The organism is Kitasatospora sp. NPDC058444 (assembly GCF_042721415.1).
Lineage (GTDB): Bacteria > Actinomycetota > Actinomycetes > Streptomycetales > Streptomycetaceae > Kitasatospora.
This window is the reverse complement of sequence record NZ_JBHXLL010000004.1, coordinates 215,130-231,895: the sequence shown is the minus strand read 5'-3', so window position 1 is coordinate 231,895 and position 16,766 is coordinate 215,130. Positions and strand designations below refer to the sequence as shown.

11 protein-coding genes are annotated in these 16,766 nt (G+C 74.3%); 7 read left to right on the top strand and 4 right to left on the bottom strand.

All coding sequences use genetic code 11. The annotated features are described in order from the left end of the window. Positions 1-44 precede the first annotated feature (44 nt). The gene (gene egtD / locus ACFWP2_RS07400; RefSeq protein ID WP_380449290.1) at positions 45-1,016 is read left to right on the top strand and encodes an L-histidine N(alpha)-methyltransferase; all 972 of its coding nucleotides are present in this window, start codon (positions 45-47) and stop codon (positions 1,014-1,016) included. Between the two features lie 144 nt (positions 1,017-1,160). Then, complete coding sequence (locus tag ACFWP2_RS07395) at positions 1,161-2,585, top strand: sugar porter family MFS transporter (protein WP_380449289.1); 1,425 nt, start codon at positions 1,161-1,163, stop codon at positions 2,583-2,585. Positions 2,586-2,719: 134 nt separating this feature from the next. Here the strand turns inward: ACFWP2_RS07395 and ACFWP2_RS07390 are convergent, their stop codons facing one another. Next, positions 2,720-3,439 carry a TetR/AcrR family transcriptional regulator gene (locus ACFWP2_RS07390; RefSeq protein WP_380449288.1) on the bottom strand — a complete coding sequence of 240 codons (720 nt, stop codon included), beginning with the start codon at positions 3,437-3,439 and terminating at the stop codon, positions 2,720-2,722. A gap of 171 nt (positions 3,440-3,610) precedes the next feature. On the opposite strand from ACFWP2_RS07390, the gene ACFWP2_RS07385 reads away from it, so the two are divergent. The 4 genes from ACFWP2_RS07385 (at position 3,611) to ACFWP2_RS07370 (ending at position 8,571) form a co-directional block, all read left to right on the top strand. Further along, positions 3,611-4,774, top strand: coding sequence for an acyl-CoA dehydrogenase family protein (locus tag ACFWP2_RS07385; RefSeq protein WP_380449287.1), 1,164 nt, complete (start codon positions 3,611-3,613; stop codon positions 4,772-4,774). Positions 4,775-4,872: 98 nt separating this feature from the next. Then, positions 4,873-6,072, top strand: a complete 1,200-nt coding sequence (locus tag ACFWP2_RS07380) for a thiolase family protein (RefSeq protein ID WP_380449286.1) — start codon at positions 4,873-4,875, stop codon at positions 6,070-6,072. Positions 6,073-6,232: 160 nt separating this feature from the next. Beyond that, positions 6,233-6,991 carry a 3-oxoacyl-ACP reductase FabG gene (fabG, locus tag ACFWP2_RS07375; protein ID WP_380449285.1) on the top strand — a complete coding sequence of 253 codons (759 nt, stop codon included), beginning with the start codon at positions 6,233-6,235 and terminating at the stop codon, positions 6,989-6,991. A 209-nt stretch (positions 6,992-7,200) separates the two neighbouring features. After that, positions 7,201-8,571, top strand: a complete 1,371-nt coding sequence (locus ACFWP2_RS07370) for a S8 family serine peptidase (RefSeq protein ID WP_380449284.1) — start codon at positions 7,201-7,203, stop codon at positions 8,569-8,571. 186 nt (positions 8,572-8,757) lie between these two features. Here the strand turns inward: ACFWP2_RS07370 and ACFWP2_RS07365 are convergent, their stop codons facing one another. Next, positions 8,758-10,944 (bottom strand): hypothetical protein, encoded by a 2,187-nt coding sequence (locus ACFWP2_RS07365; protein ID WP_380449283.1) that lies wholly within the window; start codon positions 10,942-10,944, stop codon positions 8,758-8,760. A 434-nt stretch (positions 10,945-11,378) separates the two neighbouring features. Here ACFWP2_RS07365 and ACFWP2_RS07360 point away from each other — a divergent pair, with 434 nt between their 5' ends. Continuing rightward, positions 11,379-11,999 carry a hypothetical protein gene (locus ACFWP2_RS07360; RefSeq protein ID WP_380449282.1) on the top strand — a complete coding sequence of 207 codons (621 nt, stop codon included), beginning with the start codon at positions 11,379-11,381 and terminating at the stop codon, positions 11,997-11,999. A gap of 150 nt (positions 12,000-12,149) precedes the next feature. Here ACFWP2_RS07360 and ACFWP2_RS07355 read toward each other — a convergent pair whose 3' ends face one another. Both ACFWP2_RS07355 and ACFWP2_RS07350 read right to left on the bottom strand, forming a co-directional pair. Next, positions 12,150-16,208 carry a LysM peptidoglycan-binding domain-containing protein gene (locus tag ACFWP2_RS07355; protein ID WP_380449281.1) on the bottom strand — a complete coding sequence of 1,353 codons (4,059 nt, stop codon included), beginning with the start codon at positions 16,206-16,208 and terminating at the stop codon, positions 12,150-12,152. Next, positions 16,208-16,657, bottom strand: a complete 450-nt coding sequence (locus tag ACFWP2_RS07350) for a hypothetical protein (protein WP_380449280.1) — start codon at positions 16,655-16,657, stop codon at positions 16,208-16,210. Before ACFWP2_RS07350 ends, ACFWP2_RS07355 begins: the two co-directional genes overlap by 1 nt. Positions 16,658-16,766 lie beyond the last annotated feature (109 nt).

Here is a 16,766-nt window from a genome sequence, read left to right as displayed (position 1 = left end):
CCTCCACTCTCCCTTCATCTTCTGAACAGAGGAACCACCCTGTCATGGACACATTCGAACTCACCCGACTGCTGCCCGCCGACCACTTCAGCACCGCGCTGCACCACGACGTGGAGCACGGACTGACCTCGCAGCCCAAGTGGCTGCCGCCGAAGTGGTTCTACGACGCGCGGGGCAGCGAGCTGTTCGAGGAGATCACCCGGCTGCCCGAGTACTACCCGACCCGCGCCGAGCGGGCCATCCTGACCGCCCGGGCCGGCGAGATCGCCGCCGCCACCGGGGCCCGCACCCTGGTCGAACTGGGCTCCGGCTCCTCCGAGAAGACCCGGCTGCTGCTGGACGCCCTGCGCGCGCTCGGCACCCTGGAGACGTACGTCCCGGTGGACGTCAGCGAGAGCGCGCTGACCGCGGCCGGCGCCGCGCTCGCCGCCGAGTACCCCGGGCTCGCGGTGCACGGCGTGCTCGCCGACTTCACCGCCCGGCTCGGACTGCCGCCGGAGGGCGGGCCGCGCCTGGTCGCCTTCCTCGGCGGCACCCTCGGCAATCTGCTGCCCCCGGAGCGCGCGGCCTTCCTGCGCGGCCTGCGCGCCGCCCTCGACCCGGGCGACTTCCTGCTGCTCGGCACCGACCTGGTCAAGGACCCGGCGGTGCTGGTCGCCGCCTACGACGACGCCGCCGGGGTGACCGCCGAGTTCAACCGGAACGTGCTGAACGTGCTGAACCGCGAACTGGGCGCGGACTTCGACCCGGACGCCTTCGAGCACGTCGCGCTCTGGGACGCCGAGCAGGAGTGGATCGAGATGCGGCTGCGCTCGCTGTGCTCGCAGACCGTGAAGATCCCGGCCCTGGACCTGCCGGTGCACTTCGCCCGGGGCGAGGAGCTGCGCACCGAGGTGTCGGCCAAGTTCCGCCGGGAGCGGGTGGCCCGGGAGCTGGCGGCGGCCGGGCTGCGGCTGAGCCACTGGTGGACCGACCCCCAGGGCCGGTTCGGGCTCTCCCTCGCCTCCCCGGCCTGATCGGCGCACCCGAGCAGCTCAATTTGCTTGTTCACCTTACGAATTCTCAGAGCGAAACTTGAGGGTCCAGGTGTACAAGACTTAAACGAATAGGGGTTACGATCTCGGCTACCGAGCTCAGCGTTGAGTACCAGGAGTCAGATCGTGAGCGTCACCCAGAAGCCCTCCGGGGCGGTCGAGGCCCCCGCGCCCGGCCGCCTCGGCTTCGTCGTCTTCATCACCGCGGCAGCCGCCCTCGGCGGTTTCCTGTTCGGCTACGACAGCTCCGTGATCAACGGCGCCGTCTCCGGGATCCAGGAGAAGTTCGGCGTCGGAAGCGGCGTGACCGGCCTGATCGTCTCCTCGGCGCTGCTGGGCTCGGCGGTCGGCGCCGCGTTCGCCGGACGGTTCGCCGACCGGTACGGCCGGATCAAGGTCATGAAGGCGGGCGCACTGCTGTTCGCCGTCAGCGCCGTCGGCTCGATGCTGCCGTTCTCCGCCTGGGACCTCGCGCTCTGGCGCGTCCTCGGCGGCGCGGCCATCGGCATCGCCTCGGTGATCGCCCCGACCTACATCGCCGAGGTCGCGCCGACCAAGTACCGGGGCCGGCTGGCCTCCTTCCAGCAGGCCGCGATCGTGCTCGGCATCGCGATATCCCAGCTGGTCAACTGGGTGCTGGCGCAGGCGGCCGGCGGCGACACCCGCGGCCAGCTGCTCGGGCTGGAGGCCTGGCAGTGGATGCTCGGCATCTGCGTCGTCCCGGCCGCGGTCTACTTCGTGCTCTCCTCGGTCATCCCCGAGTCCCCGCGCTACCTGATCCAGGCCGAGCGCCTGGACGACGCCCGCAAGGTGCTCGCCGAGGTCGAGGGCGAGGGCGTGGACGCCGACGCCCGGATCACGGAGATCCGGACGCTGATCGCCTCCGACCACCGCCCGCGCTTCCGCGACCTGCTCGGCGGCCGCTTCGGCCTGCTCCCCGTCGTCTGGGTGGGCATCGGCCTGTCGGTCTTCCAGCAGCTGGTCGGCATCAACGTGATCTTCTACTACTCGTCGATCCTCTGGCAGTCGGTCGGCATCGACCAGAGCAACTCGCTGCTGATCAGCTTCGTCGGCTCGGTGATCAACATCCTCGGCACCGTGATCGCGATCGTGCTGGTCGACCGCATCGGCCGCAAGCCGCTCGCCCTGATCGGCTCGGTCGGCATGGCCGTCGCGCTCGGCACGGCCGGCTGGGCCTTCTCCTCCGCCACCGGCAGCGGGGACAACCTCACCCTGCCCGATCTCCAGGGCACCGTCGCGCTGGTCGCCGCCAACGCCTTCGTGCTGTTCTTCGCGATGTCCTGGGGCGTGGTCGTCTGGGTGATGCTCGGCGAGATGTTCCCGAACCGGATCCGCGCCGCCGCGCTCTCCGTCGCCGCCTCCGCGCAGTGGATCGCCAACTGGGTGATCACCGTCTCGTTCCCGGCCATGTCGCGCTGGAACCTGTCGGCGACCTACCTGGTCTACGCGGCCTTCGCGGCGCTGTCCATCCTCTTCGTGGCGAGGTTCATGAAGGAGACCAAGGGCGTCCGGCTGGAGGACATGGGCTGATCCGCCCGTCGGACTCCCGGCCCCCGCACTCCCGCGCGATCAGCGCGGAGGTGCGGGGGCCGAATCGTTTCCGCGGGCCGGGCTCGCGAGGCGGAGCGTCACGAGGCAAGGCGAGGCGAAACGTTCCGACGGGCTCAGGGCCGCTCGGCGAGCCGGGCGTAGCGCAGGGCGAGCCCGTCGAGCAGCGCCTCCAGCCCGGTCTCGAAGGCGCCCTCGTCCACCGTCCCCCGGTGGCCGGCCAGCCGGTGCGCCTCACCGAGGTGGGGGTAGTCGGCCGCGTCGTAGACCTCGGCGTCCGCCGGGAAGCCGGCCGCGAAGGAGGCCAGCGCCGAACCGGTGACGAAGTAGCGCATCAGCGCGCCGATCCTGGTCGCCTGTCCGCGGGGCCACCCGGACTCGACCAGGTGGCCGAAGACCGCGTCGGCCAGCCGCAGCGCGTTCGGCCGGCGCCCGGGGCCCTGGGCCAGGACCGGGACGATGTTGGGGTGGGCGGCCAGCGCGGCGCGGTAGGAGCGCGCCCAGTCGCGCAGCGCCTCCGGCCAGGCGGTCCCCGTGGAAGCGTCGGCCTCCGCCGAACCGGCGGTCCCCGCGGAAGCATCGGCCTCCGCAAGCCCGGCGGCCCCGTCGGAGGTCCCGAACATCGACAGGTCGACCTCGCCGATGACGCTGTCCACCACCGCGTCCAGCAGCTCGTCCTTGGTCGCGAAGTGGTTGTAGAGCGAGGGCCCGCTGACCGAGAGCTCGGTGGCGAGTCGGCGGGTGGAGAGGGCGTCCAGTCCCTCGTCGTCGATCAGCCGCAGCGCGGCGGCGACGATGCGCTCGCGGCTGAGCAGCGGGGTGCGTGGACGGGCCATCGCGGCGGGGCCTCCGGTTCCTCCGGTCGGGTGCGTGGGGGACCGATTCTGGCAGGTGCCCCTTCCCAGCGCGGGCCGGGCGGGGCTACAGTCGCCCCCATAAAACTTGCAGCGCTAGTTTAACGGGCCCGGCCCCGCACCGGACCCTGGACACCGGATTCGGGAGCCGTCGTGAACCTGGAGTTGTCCGAGGAGCAGAGCGCCGTCCGTGACCTCGCCGCCTCCTTCACCGACCGCGAGATCGTCCCGTACGCCGCCGAGTGGGACCGCGCCGAGTCCGTCGACCGCGCGATCATCGGCAAACTGGCGAAGGTCGGCTTCCTCGGGCTGACCATCCCGGAGGAGTACGGCGGCAGCGGCGGCGACCACCTCGCGTACTGCCTCGTCCTGGAGGAACTCGGGCGCGGCGACTCGGCCGTGCGCGGGATCGTCTCGGTCTCGCTCGGTCTGGTCGGCAAGTCGGTCAACGCCTTCGGCACCGAGGAGCAGAAGCGCCACTGGCTGCCCCGGCTCACCTCCGGCGAGGCCCTCGGCTGCTTCGCGCTCACCGAGCCGGGCACCGGATCGGACGCCGCCAACCTCACCACCCGGGCCGTCCGGGACGGCGGCGACTGGCTGATCAGCGGCGCCAAGACCTTCATCACCAACGGCACCTGGGCCGACGTCGCCCTGGTCTTCGCCCGCACCGGCGGCGACGCCCCCGAACAGCGGGGCCACCGGGGCATCACCGCCTTCCTGGTCCCCACCGACCTGCCCGGCTTCACCCGCACCGAGATCCACGGCAAGCTCGGCCTGCGCGGCCAGGCCACCGCCGGACTCGCCTTCGAGGACGTCCGGGTGCCGGACAGCGCCCGGCTCGGCGAGGTCGGCAAGGGGTTCACGGTGGCGATGGCCGCCCTGGCCAAGGGCCGGATGTCGGTGGCGGCCGGCTGCGTCGGCATCGCCCGGGCCTGCCTGGAGGCCGCCGTCCGCTACGCGGGCGAGCGCGAGCAGTTCGGCAAGCCGATCGCCTCGCACCAGCTCGTCCAGGAGCTGCTGGCCGGCATCGCCGTGGACGTCGAGGCGGCCCGGCTGCTCACCTGGAAGGTCGCCGACCACATCGAGCGCGGCCTGCCGTTCGCCACCGAGTCCTCCGTCGCCAAGCTGTACGCCAGTGAGGCCGCCGTACGGGCCGCCAACAACGCGCTCCAGGTCTTCGGCGGCTACGGGTTCATCGACGAGTACCCGGTCGGCAAGTACCTGCGCGACGCGCGGGTGATGACCCTCTACGAGGGCACCAGCCAGATCCACCAGCTGCTCATCGGACGCGCCCTCACCGGCGTCAACGCCTTCTGAGCCCGCCCACCGGCACCCCGCCCACCGGCACCCCGCCCCGGGCACCCCGCCCCACCATCGGCACCCCCTCCTCCGCCACCGACAAGGAGCCCGACGACGTGCGTCCCGTCTACTTCGCCGCCGCCCGCCGCACACCCATCGGCCGGCTGCGCGGCGCACTCGCCACGGTCCGCCCGGACGACCTCTCGGCCACCGTGCTGCGCGCCCTGCTCGCCGACGTTCCCGCGCTCGACCCCGCCCGGATCGACGACGTCTACTGGGGCGCCGCCAACCAAGCCGGCGAGGACAACCGCAACGCCGCCCGGATGGCCGTCCTGCTGGCCGGCCTGCCGGAGACCGTCCCCGGCGCCACCGTCAACCGGCTCTGCGCCTCCGGCCTGGAGGCCGTCACCCTCGCCGCCCGGGCCATCGGCTCCGGCGAGGCGGACGTGGTGCTGGCCGGCGGCTGCGAGTCGATGACCCGCGCCCCCTTCGTCCTCCCCCGCCCGGACGAGGCGCTGCCGCACCGGATGGAGACCTTCGACACCCGGCTCGGCTGGCGGCTCACCAACCCGCGGATGGCCGAACTGCACGGCGTGCTCAGCATGGGCGAGACCGCCGAGGAGGTGGCCGGCCGGTACGGCATCGGCCGGGAGCGCCAGGACGCCTTCGCGCTGCGCAGCCACCGACGGGCCGGCGCCGCCCGCAAGGACGGGCACTTCGACGCCGAACTCGTCCCGGTCGAGCGGCCGGACGGGGTGACGGTGAGCCGCGACGAGGGCATCCGCGAGGACACCAGCCTGGCGAAGCTCGCCGGCCTCAAGCCGGTGTTCCGCGCCGGCGGCACGGTCACGGCGGGGAACGCCTCGCCGATGAACGACGGCGCGGCCGGGCTCGTCCTGGTCGGCGAGGAGGCGCTGCGGGACCTCGGGCTCCAGCCGCTCGGCCGGTACGTGGCCGGCGCCTCGGCCGGGGTGCACCCGGACGTCATGGGCATCGGTCCGGTGCCGGCCACGGCGAAGGTGCTCGCGCGGGCCGGCTGGTCGCTCGCCGACCTGGACACCGCCGAGCTGAACGAGGCCTTCGCCGCCCAGGCGCTCGCCTCCGCCGACGGCATCGGGTTCAGCCCGGAGCAGGCCGAGGAGGTGGTCAACCCGAGCGGCGGCGCGATCGCGCTCGGCCACCCCCTGGGCGGCTCCGGCGCCCGCATCCTCACCACCCTGCTGCACCGGATGCGCCGTACCGGTGCCCGGCGCGGCCTGGCCACCATGTGCGTGGGAGTGGGGCAGGGTACGGCCGTGCTGGTCGAGAGCGTCTGACCGGCTGCCGTCCTTCGCTCGTCGACCGTCGCTTGCCGACCGTCGACCCGTCGGCTGTTGATCGTCGGCTGTCGTCGACTGGCGTCGACTGGCGTCGACTGCCGATCCAGATGTCGACCCAGATGTTGCAGATGTTGATCCAGATCTCCGAGGAGTTCACATGACGCGGTTCGCGGGGAAGGTCGCCGTGGTGACCGGCGCGGCACAGGGCATCGGGGCGGCCACCGCCCGCCGGCTGGCGGAGGAGGGGGCGGCGGTCGCCGTCGTCGACCTCACCGCCGAGCGGGCGGCCGGGACGGTCGCCGAGATCACCGCCAAGGGCGGCACCGCCCGGGCGTACGGCTGCGACGTGGCCGACTACGACGCCGTGGAGGCGGTGTTCGCCCAGGTCGCGGCAGACCTCGGCGGGGTGCACATCCTGGTCAACAACGCCGGGATCACCCGGGACAACCTGTTCTTCAAGATGCCCAAGTCCGACTGGGACGCGGTGCTGACGGTCAACCTGACCAGCGCGTACAACTGCAGCCACGTCGCTCAGAAGTACATGGTGGCGCAGAAGTACGGGAAGATCGTCTCGCTCAGCTCGCGCTCCGCCCTCGGCAACCGGGGCCAGGCCAACTACGCGGCCGCCAAGGCCGGCATCCAGGGTCTCACCGCGACCCTGGCGATCGAGCTCGGCCCGTTCAACATCAACGTCAACGCCGTCGCGCCCGGGTACATCGCCACCGCGATGACCGCGGCCACCGCCGAACGGGTCGGCAGCAGCGCCGAGGAGCACCAGACCGAGGTCGCCGCCCGGACGCCGCTGCGCCGGGTCGGGCAGCCGGAGGAGATCGCCTCGGTCGTCGCCTTCCTCGCCAGCGAGGAGGCCTCCTACGTCAGCGGGCAGACGCTGTACGTCAACGGCGGGGCGCGCTAGGCACTCCCCTGACGCATCGTCACCACGTCGCCCCAGGTGGGAGGTTACTTTCCCCTGGGGCGACCTTTACCTTTTCGCGTGGCCGAGCATGACCATCTCCTTGATCAGATGACCCCACCAAATGACTATGGCATGATCATGCAGCTATCGATGGGATGGCCGGACCGACCCGACCGAACCAGGTCGGGCCCTGCGTCCCAAGGAGTCCCATGGGCAGCCCCGCCACCCTCCGCCGCGCCCTGGCCCTTCTCGCCGTGGGGGCCACCGCCCTCACGGCCGGCACCGTCGCCGTACCGGCCGCCGGCACCGCGATCGCCGCCCCCACGCACGACCTCACGGGCGTCCACGTCCGCCCCGCCTCCTTCGGGCAGCACAGCGCCCAGGGCCGCCCCGCCCCGCTGAGCACCACCCAGTGCGTCAGCCAGGTCGGCATCCACTGCTACTCGCCGCTCCAGTACCGGGCCGCCTACAACCTGAACCCGCTGTACCAGGAGGGCATCACCGGCAAGGGCCGCACGATCGTCATCGTCGACTCCTTCGGCTCGCCGACCATCCAGCACGACCTGGAGGTCTTCGACAAGCAGTGGGGCATCCCGGACACCAACGTCGAGGTGGTCAAGTGGGGCAACGTCCCCACCTGGGACCCGAAGAACCCCGACCACACCGGCTGGGCCGGCGAGACCACCCTGGACGTCGAGTACGCCCACGCGATCGCCCCCGACGCGCACATCATCCTGGTCGAGACCGGCGTCGCCGAGACCGAGGGCACCACCGGTCTGCCCGAGATGATGGACGCCGAGAAGGCCCTCATCAAGGCCGGCCAGGCCGACGTCATCTCGCAGAGCTTCGGCGCCACCGAGAACACCTTCCCGGGCTACGACAAGGGCGACTTCAAGTCGCTCACCGACCTGCGGTACGCCTTCCAGGCCGCCGCCGACCACAACGTGACCGTGCTCGCCGCCTCCGGCGACAACGGCGCCACCGACGCCCAGGAGAACGGCAGCGACCTGTACCCGTACAAGGTCAACTCCTGGCCGTCCTCGGACCCGCTGGTCACCTCCATCGGCGGCACCCAGCTCACCCTGGACGACTCCGGCAAGCGCACCGCGCCCGACAAGGTGTGGCACGACAAGTCCGGCGCCGGCGGCGGTGGCGTCTCGGGCATCTTCGAGCGCCCGTGGTACCAGGCCGGCGTGGCCAACGTGACCGGCAACCACCGCGGCACCCCGGACATCAGCATGAGCGCGGCCGTGGACGGCGCCGCCTGGACCTACGAGTCCTACGACCCGACCTCGGTCGGCTGGCACCTCACCGGCGGCACCAGCGAGGCCACCCCGCTCTTCTCCGGCGTCGTCGCGCTCGCCGACCAGCTCGCCGGCCACCGCCTCGGCCAGCTCAACTGGCGCCTGTACGGCATGAACCTGATGCCGAGCAAGTGGAGCGGCATCGTGGACGTCAAGGAGGGCGACAACGGCTGGAACGGCGTCACCGGCTACAACGCCACCGAAGGCTACGACCTCGCCAGCGGCCTGGGCACCATCGACGGCGCGAAGTTCGTGCACGCGATCGCCGGTCGCTGAACCGCCTGGTCACCGGGGAGCGAGTCGCCGGTGACGGGCGACAGGTGACAAGTAACAGATAACAGATGACAGCGAACAGCTGACAGATTTCGAAATCTGTCAGCTGTTCGCTGTTTTCCGTCAGCTGTTACCCGTCTTCTGTTATCCGTCAGCTGTCACTCGTCGACCCATCAGCCCATCGGCCCGTCAGCCGGCGGCGGCAGCGGCCAGCTGGGCGAGGTAGCGCTCGGCGGCCCGGAGCTTGCGGCCGTCGGGGCCGGGGAGGTAGGCGCGCAGTTCGATGATCTCCGGGGCGATCCGGATGGCCTCGGAGCGGTCGCCGATCGCGCGCCAGCAGGCCTCGGCGTTGGTGGCCGCCCGCTGGGTCTCCGGGTGGTCCGGGCCCTGGGAACGGAGCAGCGTCAGCGCCACCTCGCGGTAGATGTCCGCGGCCTCCGCCGAACGGCCCGCGAGCCGGCAGACGTGCGCCCGGACCTGCCGGACCTGCAGCACCGGCTCGGAGACGGCCCCGTGCTCGGCGATCGCCTCCAGTTCGAGGGCGAAGGCCAGGTCGGTGGCGGCGGCGTGGTCCCCGGCGTCGGCGCTACGGACGATCCGTCCGATGACCTCGCGGTAGTCCGGCCGGGGTGCAGCCGCCGGAGCGGCCTCGTCGACCGGTGCTTCGGCAGCGCTGTCGGCCGGGGCCGGCGACGAGCCGGCCGACCCTTCGTCCTGCGGCACGGCGTCGGCGGGCTCCCCGTCGGCCGGCGTCTCCTCGGTCGGCGTCGCCTCGGCGGGCAGCTCCTCCGTTTCCGCCGTCTCCGGCGGGACGGCGTCCCTGGGCTCCTCCACGGCCGGGGAGGTTTCCTCGCCCTCGGGCTCTGCCGCGACGAACTCCCCGGTAGCGTCCGCGCCCGGCTCCTCCGTCGACGACTCCAGCAGCGCCTCGACCGTCTCGGCCTCCGCCGTGGCCAGATCCTCGACCGTCTCCGCCTCCGACGAAGCCAGATCCTCGAGTGTCTCCGCCTCCGCCGTGGCAAGAACCTCGACCGTCTCCGCCTCCGCCGTGGCCTCAGCGGCCACCACGGCTTCCTCCTGCGGGAGTTCGGGCTCGGCGACGACCGCGTCCGAGGGCTCCGGCCGGGACTTGAGGAGCGTGACGCCTGCCGGGGGCGTGCCGTCGTCGGGCACGGCGTCGGGCACGGCGTCGGCCGGGGCGGCCTTGCGCAGGGTCACGCCCGGGGTCTCGGCGCCCGCGACCGCCTTCAGCAGGCTCACCGGGCGGGCGGGCCGCGGCGGAGTGGGCGGTACGCCCGGCTTGACCAGGCTGACCGGGCCGCCGCCGGTCGCCGGAGAACCGACGGCCGTGGTCGACGGCTCGGGCACCGCGGCCGGTATCGGCGACGGCCGCCCCGGGACGGCGTCCCGCGGCTCCGTCGGACGCGGCTCCGTCGGGCGCGACAGCGGTGGCGCCACCGGCGGTGGCATGTCGGAGTGGGCCGTACCGGCGGCCGGCACCGGCGGCACGTCGGTCGGCAGGCCGTCGCCGCGACGGGCGGTGTTGCGGAAGAACGGCCGGTCCGGGGCGTGGGTGGCGAGGATGACCACGTCCGGCCGCAGCACCGAGTACACCTGCTGCCGCAGCTGTTCGGGCGCGAGCACCTCGCCCGCGCCGGGCCGTCCGCCGTGCAGCGCCTCGATCAGCGCGCGGGTGAAGGTGCCGATCTGCTCCGGGTCCGGGCTGACCACCGCCCACAGCGGGATGCCCTCGCTGAGCGGCGAGACGGTGCCCTGGAGGTACGGCCAGGCGTTCTGGTCGGCGCTCAGGTCGGCGATGACGAGGGTCTGCCACTCGGCCGGACGGTGGCTCAGTTCGGCGGCGACGGCCTGCCAGGGGAGGCCGTCCTGCTTGGCGTCGCGCAGGGTCAGCTGGAGCTGCCCGCCGCGCTTGTCGGCGACGATGTGGCCGCCGAGGTGGATCAGCAGCGGTCCCGGGTGGCGGGAGGCGGCGCGCAGGTGGGCGAGGACGGTGTGCGGGTCGCCGGCGCCGGGGAGGTGGACGGCGTCCACCGCGTCCGCGGCGAGCAGCACCTGCGGTGAGACGGCGGCGAGCATCGCCGAGAGCACCGGCGCCTGGGCCGGTCCGCCGCGGCCCCAGGTGCGGCGGCCGGAGTTGCCATACCCGCCCTCGATCACCAGGATCCGCCCGCGCGGGGCGGCGCCGAGTCCACCCGCTCCGAGCCCGCCCGCACCGACGGCAGCGGCGGGCGCCGTGCTCTGGACCGGGAACGGCGGCGGGGTCGCCGAGGAGGCGGCCCCGGCGGCGGGGATCCCGGTGAGGGTCCACCCGGTGGGCGCGACGGGCGGTGCGGCCGGGGGCGCGGGCGGTGGCACGGGCGCCTGCCCGACCGGCTGAGCGCCCCCCTGCGCACCCACCCCGGAAGCCGGCACGGCGCTCGGAACGGCGCCGGGTACGGAAACCGAGCCCGGGACGGGGGCCGGGGCGGTCGGGGGCGCGGGCGGCGGCTCGTACAACGCGGCGGGGCCGGGCGGGTGCTCCTCGGCCGGGAGGCGCGGGGGCGGCGGTACGGCGTCCCAGGGCCCCGAGCCGCCTGCCGGGTCGGGACCTCCGGAAACCGCTGTCGTCTCCGCCATCTCCTGGTCACCGCCCCGCCCCGCCGCTCCCGCGGCGTCTGATGCCCTCGCCTGCGTGGTGCCTGCCACCACACTCCGTGCGCGCCACCCTACGAGATCCCGGCTCACCCGTTCCAGGCCGGGTGGCCGATCGGCGCGCCACACCACCCGCACCGCCCCGCTAAGGTGCCGTCATGATCGATGCCGATCGCCCCTTGCTGTTCCTCGACGTGGACGGCCCGCTGATCCCCTTCGGCGACCCGCCCCCTGGCGGCTACCCCACCTACCGCAGCCCGTACCTCCCACCCGACTCGGCGGCGGGCAGGAATCCGCTGATCGCCCGCGTGGACCCGGAGTTGGGGCCGCGGCTGCTGAGCCTGCCGTGCCGGCCGGTGTGGGCCACCACCTGGCTGGAGGACGCCAACGAGTGCCTCGCGCCCTGGCTCGGCCTGCCCCGACTCCCCGTCGTGGACTGGCCGGTGGACGACACCGACGACATCGACGACACGGACGCCATGGAAGCCGTGAACGCCGGGGAAGCCACGGACGCGACGGACACGAAGGACGCGAAGGACCGGCCGGACATCACGAACTGGCCGGACGGCCCGGACGGCGTGCACTGGAAGACCCGCACGCTGGTCGCATGGGCGAACGGGCGGCCGTTCGCCTGGGTCGACGACGAGATCACCGAGCCCGACCGCCGCTGGGTCGCCGCCCACTCCCCCGCCCGCACCCTGCTCCACCGGGTGGACCCCCGACGCGGACTCACCGAGGCGGACTTCATCGCCCTCGACGCCTGGCTACGGGCGGTCTGAACCGGCCACCGGCCCACCGATCCGCCGATCCGCCGATCGACCGACCACATCCGCACGGAACGTCCACACCGCCGTCGTATCCGCCGTCGGCCCGTCAACACGACTGCCCGGCCACCCCCGTGGGAGTGACCGGGCAGTCGGCGATCCGCCTCAGGAACCCGCGAGCAGGTCCCGCAGCAGGGCCACGGTGTCGGCGTCCAGGTCCCGGCCGGTACGGCGGCTGAGCGCGTCCAACCGGTTGACGGCGCGCAGGAGTTGGTCCCGGGCGCCGGCCGAGGCGTAGGCGTAGAAGAGGTCCCGGTGCAGCAGTTCGACGTCCGGGGCGACGGCGAGGCCGCGGAAGACGGCGGCCTCGGCGCTGCGGTGGTCGCCGTACTGCAGGCGGCGGGCGGCCAGTTCGTGGGCCGTGTCGACGATCGCCGCGATCATGTCCTGCCGTTCGGCCTCGGCCCAGCCGTACGAGGCCGGCGGGGCCTCGGCGAACGGCGCGCCGCGGACCAGCGCCAGGGCGTGGGCGAGCGCCGCGTCGGCGGTGGCACTGGTGCTGCGCATGCCGCGCCGGTAGAGGCTGCGGAACTCGTCCCAGTCGCAGGTGACCGCCGGGGCGAAGGCGTACCCCTCGGTGCCCTCGGTCGGCAGGAAGGCGCGGCCTTCCGGCGAGGTGCCGAACCAGGCGGCCAGATCGGCGAGTTTGGTCGGTAGCGGGCTCCTGGCGTCGCCCGCGGTGGGGTGCGGGTCGAGGTGCGCCGCGCCGGGGTGCAGATCGTGGTCGAGCGCGTGGTGGTCGGAGCCCGGACGCAGCGCCAGGTAGACGGCCAGTTCGGTGAGCCGGGTCAGCGCGCCGGGCGCGGCGGTGCCGAGGACTCCCGCGACGTCCACCGGGCCGAGCAGCCGGATCCGGGGGGCGTTGCGGGGCGCGTGCGCCTCCGGGGAGCGGAGGATGGCGAGCAGGTCGTCGCTGTCGCTGCGCCCGGGCGTGGTCCGGGCGACCGGGGCGACGGCGGCGGGGCCCGGCTCGACGGCGGACCCGGGCTCCTCCGTACCGACGGGGTCCGCGGTCCCGGCCGCCTCCGCGACACCGGCCGGCCCGGTCCCGGCGGCGACGGCAGGCTCCGGAGCGGACTCGGCCGAGGGCGCCGGCTCCTCGACCGTCTCCGGCGCGATCGGCTCCACCACGTGCGACTCCGCCACGTCTGGCTTCACCACGTCCGGCTTCACCACGGCCGGATCAGCCACGGCGGGCTTCGGCACGACGGGCTGCGGCACCACCGGCTGGACGGCGAGCACGACCGTGGCCGTGGACTCCGAGGAGGTGTCCCCCGACTCGTCCGCCCCCTCGCCCTCCGGCAGTCCGGGCCGCCGCAGGTCCCGGGTGGCCTCGTCGCTGCCCGCCTGCCTCCCCTGCCCGTTGACGCTGAACCGCGCCGGACCGGCCGGAACCGAAGCCGGCACGGGAGCCGGGGCGGGAGCCGGCGCGGGAGCCGGCGCGGGAGCCGGGGCCGCAGCCGAAGCCGCGGGCGGCAGAGCGGCCGGAGCCGGAGCCGGCGTCACCGGATCGGTGCCCGCGAACGGGCTGGCCCCGGTGCCGATGACCCGGGCGAGCAGCCGGGGGCCGGCAGCCGCGTCCGCACCCTCCTCCGCACCTCCGCCCGAGGCCCCGACGGCGGCCAGCACCGGTACGGCTGCGGGCAGTTCGGTGGTGTCGGTGTCGTCCTCCGGCCCGTCCAGGGTCCAGGCCGGGGCCGGGTGCTGGGTGGTGTCGTCGGCGGCCCGGAGCAGCTCGGCGACCTGGTGGTACTGGTGATCGCTGAGCCGCTGGAGCTCGACGGTGAGGTGCAGGCCCGGGATCGCGGCCTGACCGGAGGTCGGCAGGGTCCACCGGGCGACCGGGCCGGTGCCGCGCTCCGGGGCCCGGGTGATGACGGCGACGCAGGTGCGCGGGCGGGCGTCGAGCAGGCGCCCGAGCTCGGCCGGGATGTCCCCGCCGGGCTGGTGGGCGCAGAGCACGATCTCGGGCGTCCAGGACTCGTCGGCCTGGCCCCGGCTGCGGGCCTCGCGCGGACTGGTGGCCTCGGCGGCGACCAGGGTGGCGCGGGCCTTGGCGGTGCGCGGGCCGAGGGCGGCGAGCGCGGCCTCCAGGGTCGGGTGGCGGTGCACCCGTTCGGCGGCCGGGCCGCTGATCGGCACTTCCTCGGCGAGGTCCACCAGGTGCAGGTGGAGCCGGTCGGCCAGCGGGCTGTGGGCCAGTTCGACGGCGAGGGTGCGCAGCACGTCCCGGGCGTCGTCCGGGTGGCCGGACAGGTGGAGCAGCCGGACGGCCTCCAGGTCGGCGAGGACCACCGAGCCGTCGGGCGAGGTGCCGAGGGTGACCAGCGCGGGGTACGGCGCGGCGGTCTTCCGGGCCTGGGCGGGGCTGAGCAGGTCGCCCGAGTCGGCGCTGCACCACCACACGTTGGCGGCGTGCGCGGCGCGGAACGGCGCGATCGGGGTGGCCGGGCCGGACAGGTGCAGCTCGACGGTCTGGCCCTGGGTGATCCGGGCGGCGACGATGGCGGGCAGCCGCTTTCCGCCGCGCACGGTGTTGCGGGCCAGGGTCCGCAGGGCTCGGTCCAGCAGTTCCAGTCCGGCCTGGTCCTGCCGGGCCAGCAGCTCGTTCTCGAAGGCGGCGGCCTCGGCGCCGGGCATCGCGATGCGGTGCCGGGGGCGGCGGGCGCGCTGCTGGCCGCCGCGCTTGTGGGCGACGGCGCCGACCATGATGGCGGCGAGCAGGACGCCGACCGTGGAGGCCGAGAGTGCGACGGTGTAGTCGTCGTCGGTGTCCTGGTCGGCGTGCGCGGCGGGGGCGTGGGCCGGTGCCTGGGTGGGCGCGGGCACCGGGGCCGACTGCGGCGCGCCCTGCGCGGGGGCACCCGGTGCCGGGGCCTGGTCGGCGGGGGCCGGGGCGGGTGCCGGGGTCTGCGCCGGGGCCTGGTCGGCAGGAGCCGGTGCGGGCGCCGGCACCGGGCTCTGGTCGGCCGGCGCGGGGGTGTTGGCGCCCCCCGCCCCCGGTACCGTGAGCACCATCCCCGGCACCACCACGTCCGGGTCCGTCAGCCGCTCCCCGTCCGGGGCCTGCGCACCCTTGTTCGCCTCGAACAGCGTCGGCCACTGTTCGTCGTCCCCCAACTCGCGCTGGGCGATGGCCGACAGGCTGTCCCCGGCCTGGACGGTGACCGTCCGCTGCCCGCCGGATCCGCCCGTACCGCCGGCACCACCGGGGCCCCCGGCCTCCGTCCCGGACTGCGGAGCGCTCTGCGGCGCCCCCGGCTGATTGCCCTGCGGCGCACCCTGCGCCGCGTCCCCGGACGGAGCCGGCGCGGGAGCCGGAGCGGGAGCGGGCGCCGGCGTCCTCGCCTCGTCCGGCTTGGCGTCGGCCGGCATCAGCAGTTCCCAGCCGGGCTGGATCGGGCGTTCGGCGTCGAAGCGGATGCCGGAATCGCCCATCACCCGGCCCTCGTTGAGCTTGGCGATCTCCACCCACCGTTCCCCCGAGCCCAGTTGGCGCTCGGCGATGGACCAGAGGCTGTCGGCCGGCCGGGCGTCGCGCACGGTGTAGGTGCTCTGCTGCTCGGCGGCCGGGGTCAGGGCCGGTGCGGCCTGCGCGGCGGGCAGTGCGGCGCGCTGCACACCCGGCGTCAACTGCGCCTGGACGACCGGCCCCTGTGTCAGCTCGGGGACGGCCGCGAAGGCCGAGCCGGCCACCGGCAGCAGGGCGAGCACCGAGCCGACCAGTCCGGCCGCGAGCCGCTGGCTCCAGCCGAAGGCCGGGATGCGTCGGGCGATCCGCCCGCGCAGCTGGGCGGGGATCTCCAACAGGACGGAGAGCGCGAAGCAGGCCCAGGCGATCCAGCCGACCACCACCAGCGCCCACAGGAACAGGCTTCCGTCGTCCGGGCTGGTGAGCGCCTCGCCCACCCCGCCCGAGGCGACCTCGCCCATCCCGGCGACCGCTTGGGTGCCGTACAGCAGCAGGGCGGGGACGCCGATCAGCAGGGCGAGCAGGGTGACCAGCGCGCCGAGCGCGGTGATCACGGCACGGCCGCGCCCGCGGGGTGGTCGGGGCGCCGGGGCGGCGGGCCTTCGGGCGCCGCCGGCGCGATGGGACGTCCCGGCCCGGCCGTTGCGGGCCTGGGCGGTACGGGCCTGGTCCTTGGCACGTGGCGCGGCCATCAGTCGGTCTCCGCTTTCTCGACTCCGTGGACGAGGGTCGCACTGCCCTTGCCCGTTACCTTCCGTTCCCCGAGGGCGCCCAGCAGGACCGGACGGTAGTCGGCCTGCACGGTGACGGTGACGACCTTGCCGTCACCGGAGAACTCGACGTCGCCCGCCCGCAGGCCGTACAGGCGCAGGTAGGCGTCGGCGGCGTCCCGGACGTACTCCTCCTGGACCTTGAAGCCCTTGCCCTGCAGGACGGCCGCCCGGTCGAGCTGCTGGCCGCCGACCCGCGCGGCCTCCAGGGCGTAGGCGTCGGTCCGTTCGGCGACCCGCAGTCGGCCGCCGGCGTCGATCACCAGGGCGATGACGAGCACGACGTAGGCCGCGCAGATCGCCACGAAGAGGGCCACCGCGCCCCGGTCGGACCGGCGCGCCGACAGCCGTCGCCGCAGACGGCTCACCACTCCCGTCCCCTCCCCCCACTTCGCACGCTGCTCTCCCCACCGGCCCCCACCGGGCGCCACTCGGTACCGCTGTGTCATCCCCCGGGCGCTCTCCGCTTGCGTCTCCCCC

What these genes read in the sequence shown, in the direction of transcription:
- egtD (WP_380449290.1), top strand. Translation starts at nt 45, where the DNA reads ATGGACACATTCGAACTCACCCGACTGCTGCCCGCCGACCACTTCAGC.
- ACFWP2_RS07390 (WP_380449288.1), bottom strand. Translation starts at nt 3,439, where the DNA reads ATGGCCCGTCCACGCACCCCGCTGCTCAGCCGCGAGCGCATCGTCGCC.
- fabG (WP_380449285.1), top strand. Translation starts at nt 6,233, where the DNA reads ATGACGCGGTTCGCGGGGAAGGTCGCCGTGGTGACCGGCGCGGCACAG.
- ACFWP2_RS07370 (WP_380449284.1), top strand. Translation starts at nt 7,201, where the DNA reads ATGGGCAGCCCCGCCACCCTCCGCCGCGCCCTGGCCCTTCTCGCCGTG.
- ACFWP2_RS07360 (WP_380449282.1), top strand. Translation starts at nt 11,379, where the DNA reads ATGATCGATGCCGATCGCCCCTTGCTGTTCCTCGACGTGGACGGCCCG.
- ACFWP2_RS07355 (WP_380449281.1), bottom strand. Translation starts at nt 16,208, where the DNA reads ATGGCCGCGCCACGTGCCAAGGACCAGGCCCGTACCGCCCAGGCCCGC.